Source organism: Pseudomonas sp. PAMC 25886, from assembly GCF_000242655.1.
GTDB lineage: Bacteria > Pseudomonadota > Gammaproteobacteria > Pseudomonadales > Pseudomonadaceae > Aquipseudomonas.
Genome location: NZ_AHHC01000065.1, coordinates 20726 through 27210 on the forward strand (window position 1 = coordinate 20726; position 6485 = coordinate 27210).

The 6485-nt window shown below is 62.3% G+C and carries 4 protein-coding genes; 1 reads left to right on the forward strand and 3 read right to left on the reverse strand.

Going from position 1 to position 6485, the window contains the following annotated elements:
• Nucleotides 1-58: 58 nt before the first annotated feature.
• The 3 genes from MUM_RS0122250 to MUM_RS0122260 form a co-directional block, all read right to left on the reverse strand.
• Nucleotides 59-1882, reverse strand: a complete 1824-nt coding sequence (locus tag MUM_RS0122250; RefSeq protein ID WP_010174233.1) for a CocE/NonD family hydrolase — start codon at nucleotides 1880-1882, stop codon at nucleotides 59-61.
• A gap of 19 nt (nucleotides 1883-1901) precedes the next feature.
• Nucleotides 1902-3341: a YfcC family protein gene (locus tag MUM_RS0122255; protein ID WP_010174235.1), complete on the reverse strand. Its 1440-nt coding sequence runs from the start codon at nucleotides 3339-3341 to the stop codon at nucleotides 1902-1904.
• Between the two features lie 108 nt (nucleotides 3342-3449).
• Nucleotides 3450-4346: a LysR family transcriptional regulator gene (locus tag MUM_RS0122260; RefSeq protein ID WP_010174236.1), complete on the reverse strand. Its 897-nt coding sequence runs from the start codon at nucleotides 4344-4346 to the stop codon at nucleotides 3450-3452.
• A 172-nt stretch (nucleotides 4347-4518) separates the two neighbouring features.
• On the opposite strand from MUM_RS0122260, the gene MUM_RS0122270 reads away from it, so the two are divergent.
• A complete protein-coding gene (locus tag MUM_RS0122270; protein ID WP_029616052.1) occupies nucleotides 4519-5742 on the forward strand; it encodes an OprD family porin in 1224 nt (407 codons plus the stop codon).
• Nucleotides 5743-6485: the final 743 nt, after the last annotated feature.

Consider the following 6485-nt stretch of genomic DNA (forward strand, 5'->3'; position numbering starts at 1 on the left):
CGGGTGTTGGATAAAACCCGAGGTTGCGGGGTTTGAGCACCCGGTTGGGGGTACTTAGTTAATCCGCTGCCGGCGCCGGCAAAGCCTGGGCGGGCAGCACGGTGAGGATCAGGCGCGAGGCATGGTCGCGGCTCATATGCACGGTGTTGCAGGCCACCCGCGGATGCTGCGCCTGGCCCTGAGCCTCGCCGCTGTTGGGGTTGACGTCAAAGTGCGGGAAGTTACTGCTGGCAATGTCCAGGCGCAGGCGATGGCCGCGCTTGAACAGGTTGCAGGTGGCGAAGGGCTCGATCACGACCTTGACCCGCTCACCGGGTGTCAGCAGCGTCGGCTGTTCCCAAGAGTCGCGGTAGCGGGCGCGGCGGATTCCGTCGGTGATGTTCATGGCATAGCCGTCGGGATAGACGTCTACCAGTTTTGCGGTGAAGTCGGTATCCGGCGCGTCGCTGTCGATCCACAGCTCGACCTGCAACGGGCCGGCGACGACCAGGTCTTCGGCCAGGGGCGGCGTCTGAAAACTCAGAATGTCCTCGCGCTCGTTCAGCGGGCGGTTATCGCCCCGCGTGCCGAAAAAATCAGCGCGCTCGCGTTGGTCGAACGCACCGCCGACGAACACCGGGCTACCCGAGGTCAGTGCGCCACCGAGGGTCGGCACGGGGGTGGCGGGGTCGGCGTAGTAACTCAGTTGTCCTTCATCGTTACGTGGGCAGGTGTCTGTCAGCCGCCGGTCTTCCTGTAAATAGAGGGTCAACGGTTGGCTGCCGGGCAGCGGCCATTGGCGGCTTTCGAGCCAGCGGCCACCGTGTTGCAGGCGTCCCTGTTCGTCCCGCGCGCCGGTGCCGCCACCCATCAAAAACACCTTCACGGGCGCCGGAGCCGGCAGCGAGGCGTCCTTGAGGGCGCGTTCGAACCAGTCCAGGCGACAGCTCAGCCAGTCCCTGGCGACCTGGCCATCGAAGGCGCCCAAGGCGCCGAATTCAACTTCGCCGCTGTGAGTGATGTTGCGATCGCCGTGCAGCCACGGGCCCATGATCAGTTGGTGCCGCACCTGTGTCCCTGCGCAAAACGCCGAGTAATTGGCCAGGGTCGAACTCACGTAGGCGTCGTACCAACTGGACATGAACAGCACCGGGATATCCGGCAAATCCTGATAGTGGCCCTCGGCGTAGATTCCCGGTGACTGCCAGTACGGCCCGAAATCACCCTGTGCCCATTGCTCCAGCAAATAGGCTTCGTATTCCGGCACATGGCGCAGCGGCGACTGCCCGGCCTGCCACGGCATGCGGGTGAACCACTGGTGAATATCTTCCTGTTCCAGCGCCTCAATGATCGCCGGGTTTGCCAGCGCCGCCGGGCTTTCCTTGGCCTGGCGCCAGGCCCAGGTGGCTTGCTTGAGCTCGAATGCGCCGCCCTGGCGGATCCCGCATTGGTAGGCGTTGGCGAAGCCGCCGCTGTCCAGGACCATGCTGCTCAGGCCGGGCGGATGCAGGCAGGCCATCGCCAGTTGGGTGTGGGCGGCGTAGGACAGGCCCATGCTGCCAATCTTGCCGTTGCACCAGGGCTGCTCGATGATCCAGGCCAGGGTGTCGAACCCGTCTTCGCCCTCGGCGGTGTATTTGATGAACACACCTTCGGAGGCGTAGCGCCCGCGGCAATCCTGGAAGATCGCGACAAAGCCCTGGGCCGTGAACCGCGCGGCCATCTGCTCGCGGGAGATGTGCTGGCCGTCGAGCTGTATTTCCGAGCGCGACGGTTTGCTTTTGTCGTAGGGCGTACGTTCGATCACCGCCGGAAACGGGCCTGGACCGGGCGGCAAGTAGATGTCGGTGGCCAGGTGGATGCCGTCGCGCATGGCGATCATCTGGTTGTGCAGCGTCTGCATGGAAAAAACACTCATGGGTTCAATATCCGGTCCCAACGGCAATGGCCAACAGCACCATCGCCAGCACGGCATAGATCAGAAACAGCGGCAGGATGTAGCGCGCCCACTGGCCCCAGCCGACGTTGGCGGTGGCCAGCAGCACCAGCAGGCCGCTGGAGGTCGGGGTGATCATGTTGGTCAGGCCGTTGCCCATTAAAAACGCGAACACCGTGGTTTGCGGGCTGACACCGGAGAGTTGCCCCAACGGCCCGAAGATCGGCATGGTCACGGCCGCCTGGCCCGAGGTGGACGGGATCAGCACATCCAGCCCCAGTTGCGCGAAGAACATGCCGTAGGCTGAGACTACCGGGCCGTGATCGCCCACCAGGTTGGCCAGGCTGTTGACGATGGTGTCGAGCACCTGGCCGGTGCTGAGGATGATTTCCACGGCGGTTGCCAGGCCGATCAACACACCGGCAATCAGCACCTTTTTCATCCCGTCGACAAAAGCGCTGGCAGCGGTGCTGGCGCCAAGCCCGGCGATCACCGTGAAGGCCACGGTCAGCAGCAGGTAGAACGCCGACAGCTCGTGGTATTTCCACTCCCAGCGGTTGGAGGCGTACACCAGGAAACCAATGCCGGCGCCGAGTACGATCAGGTTCAGCAGGTGGCGCAGGGGCAGCGGCTTGCGTTCGAAGGTGATCTGCGCGCTGGCATCAAAGCCGTGCTTGCGGATGCTCCACAACACGAACGCGATGCCCACCAGCAGGAACGTGCAGTAGGCCAGGACGCGCATGCTCAAGCCGCTGAAAATCGGCAGCCCCACCATCGGTTGTGCCACGGACAAGGCCACCGGGTTGGAGATAGAGGCCAGGTAGCCGATCTTCACCGAGATGGTCACGATGGCCAGCCCGATCAGGTTCGACAGCCCCAGGCGGTTGGCCATGGCCACCATCAACGGCACGATCAGGATGAACTCCTTGGCCAGGCCCATGAAGGTACTCCCGGCGGAGAACACCAGCATCAGGCTGGGCACCAGCACGTAGATATTGCCCCGGGTCAGCCCCAGCAGGCGCTCCAGGCCGGCGTCGATCACCCCGGCCTTGTTCAGTACGCCGAACATGCCACCGATGAACAGCACCATGAAAATCAGCGCGGCGCGTTTTTCGATGCCCTGGGGAATGGCCATGAAACCCTCCACCAGCGACACCGGCCGGGCGATCGTATCGCCGGCCTTGCGCGGTTCGAGGGAGAACAGTTGGCCGAAGGAATCGTGTTTTTCCAGCACCTGATAGGAGCCCGGCACCACCAGGCCGTTCTGGCGCTGGAACTTGCCCGAGTTCACCGCGTAGGTGAAGGCGACGGCCAGCAGCACGATGCTCAACAGGATGATGGCCGGGTTGATCTGCTTGCGCTGCGCAGGTTTTTCCACCGGCGTTTCAGTGGGCGAGTGGGTACGGACGATCTGCGGTTCGGTCATGCTGGTTGCCCCGGTGTGCGCTGTTATTGTTGTGTCGGGTGACACTTGTGGAGCGGACACTAGGGCAAAGTTTTAGCGGCGACAACGTTATGCGCGGGCTGGGTTGGGCTATGCGTTTTGTGCGGCCAGCCGGTGCTTGAGGTGCTCGGCAAACGCCGTCACCACCTTGGACCTGGGTTCATTCGCGCGAAACGCCAGGCCGAATGCATAGGGCAATGCCGGTCGAAACGGGCGGACCACAATCGGCAAATGCATGAAGTGGCTGGCCAGCAAACCATTGACGATCGACACTCCGAGCCCCTCGGCGACAAAGCTGCACGCGGCGCCCACCGAGTGCACTTCGACCCGCACCTGCGGCGTCAGGTTGGCCGCACGAAACACCTGATTCAACTCGGCCCGCAGCGCCCGTTGCCGGCCCAGCATCACCAGCGGCACGTCTCGCAGGTGTTGCACCTCAATGCACGCGTGACGGGTCAACGGGTGGTCCGCCGGCATCACGCACACGCCTTCGGTTTCCAGCACCGGTTCAATCTCGAAGTCGGGAATCTCGGTGGGCAAACGCACAAAACCGAGGTCGGCGGAGCGGTCGAGCACGGCCCGTTCGATCATGTCGTAGGAGCCGGTCAGCAACTCGACGACGATGTCTTCACGGCCCTTGAGAAACTCGGCGACGATCCGTGGCAGCAGCTCTTGCGTCATGCTGGTGGGCACCCCGACCTTGATCAGGCTCTTGCGCGAACGGCCCACGCGCATCTCATCCGCCAGGCGCTGGATACGCTGCATGCCGTCCACCAGGCCGGCCACTTCGGTGAGCAGTTCTTCAGCCTCCGGGGTCGCCATCAAGCGGCCCTTTTTGCGCAGGAACAACGCGAAACCCAAGGCCTCCTCCAACTGGCTCAGCAACCGGCTGACCGCCGATTGCGACAGGCCCATGCGGGTCGCCGCACCGATGGTCGAACCGGTGGACATGATCGCCTTGAAGGCTTCGAGCTGCTTGAGATTCACCGTGATGTTCCTGTGGTTTGAGGGCTTTGCGCATAGCCTGATGCGCTTCTCGCATAACGTTGCCGGGCGTTCGATCAGCCGTTAGTGTCCGCCGCAATGCGACACGCCGTCCAGCCTGTCGCAGGCAGCAACTGCCCATAAAAAACCACAATACGGCATTCGGGAGACGGTTATGCGTGAGCTTTTCACGAGGGGAGGAGTGGTGTCTGCAGGCTTGTTGGCGAGCCTGTCACCGGCGTTGATGGCCCAGGGTTTCTGGGAGGATTCCCACGGCAAGCTGACCTTGCGCAATTACTATTTCAACGACGGTTACCGTGACGGCGGCGAAGACCGCAAAGAGTGGGCCCAGGGCTTTTTGCTCAACCTGCAATCGGGCTATACCGAGGGCACAGTGGGCTTCGGCCTGGATGCATTGGGGTTGTCGGGGATCAAGCTCGACTCCAGTCGCGCCCATGCCGGCACCGGGTTATTGCCGGTGCACGACGATGGCCGCGCGGCCAGTGAATTCTCAAGCCTGGGCGTCACCGCAAAGATGCGCATCGGTGAAGCCGTGGTGAAAACCGGCACGCTGCTGCCGAAAATTCCGGTGCTGGTGTACAACGATGGCCGGCTGTTGCCGCAAACGTTCCAGGGCACTCAAGTCGAGTACAGCGGCATCCGTAACCTGTACGTGCACGCCGGGCATCTGGACAAGTTCAAGCTGCGAAACTCGACCGACAGCGTGGACATTTATCCCCAGGGCTACAGCGGCAAAAAGGGCAGCGACTTTGATTTCGCCGGCGCCACCTACGCCTTCACACCCAAGCTGAGCGGCACCTGGTACTACGGCGAAATGCGCGAATTCTATCGCCAGCAATTCGTCGGCCTGGTGCACAAGCAGCCAGTGGGTGCCGGCAGCCTGACCAGCGATTTGCGTTACTTCATCAGCAACGAAGCGGGCGAGGCACGCAACGGCAAGGTCGACAGCGACATGTTCAGCGGGTTGTTCACCTACCGGCTGGGGCCGCAGGCGTTGGGCGTGGGTTATCAGAAAGTCACCGGCGATACCGCCTTGCCCTATGCCAGCGTGTCGACGGTGTATTCCTTCAGCAACGCCGGCGTCGGCAAATTCATCCAGGCCGGTGAGCAAACCTGGATGCTGCGTTATGACTACGACTTGGTCGCCGTGCTGCCGGGCCTGACCTTCATGACCCGTTACTACAAGGGCCAGAACGGTGATTTCAAGGGCCGCGAAGCCCGTGAGTGGGAGTCGGACACCAACCTGCGCTACGTGATCCAGGACAGCACCTTCAAAGGCCTGGGCGTCGAGTTGCGCAAGGCCACGTATCGCTCGACTTATGCGAGCGATCGTGACAACTACCGGGTTTACCTCACGTACGACCTGGCGCTGTGGTAACCGGCCTTACTGCTCGACGAAATAGTACGGCTGACGGTTGATCGCCATCTCCTTGACCACCGTCACCGGTACGTTCAGCCGGTCAGTATTGTCCACCAAGGCCACGTTACCGGGCTTGGCCGCGAGGTAGCTTTTGAGTTCCTCCGGCGTCTGCAGAATCGTCAAATAGGCCTGCATGTAGAACACCCCGGCGCCGGCGATTCGCTCGTTGGCCTGATACAGCACCACTTCCTTGCCTTGCGCCTGCATCGCCTGGATCTGGCTGATCACCGGTACAAACGACTGGCGCTTATCGGCCTTTGGCGCGTACCAGAAAGCAGCGATCAGGTAGCAGGCAATCACCACAACGAAAAAGCCACCCACCAGGCCACGGCGATGTTCATAAACGTGTTCGGCGACGTGGGAGACCTGCCCGCGACTTTTCAGCCAGCCCAGCAGCACGCCGCCATACTCGGCGGCCAGCACCGCAGCGGCGGGTGTCAACGCCATCAGGTAGACCGTGCGCTTACTGGAGGCCAACGTCAGCAAGGTGAACTGCGCCACCAGCCATACGCAGAAAAACAGCCGGTAGCGGTTACGCACCAGGCTTTTGCGGAAGTGCCACAGCCCCAGGTACACCAGGATGTTCCACGGCAAAAACGCTTCGGGCAACTTGACGATGTAGTAATAGAACGGCTCGTAGTGACCGGCTTCGACAAACGAGCCGCTGAAACCTGAGACTGCCAAGGCACACAGGGGATAGG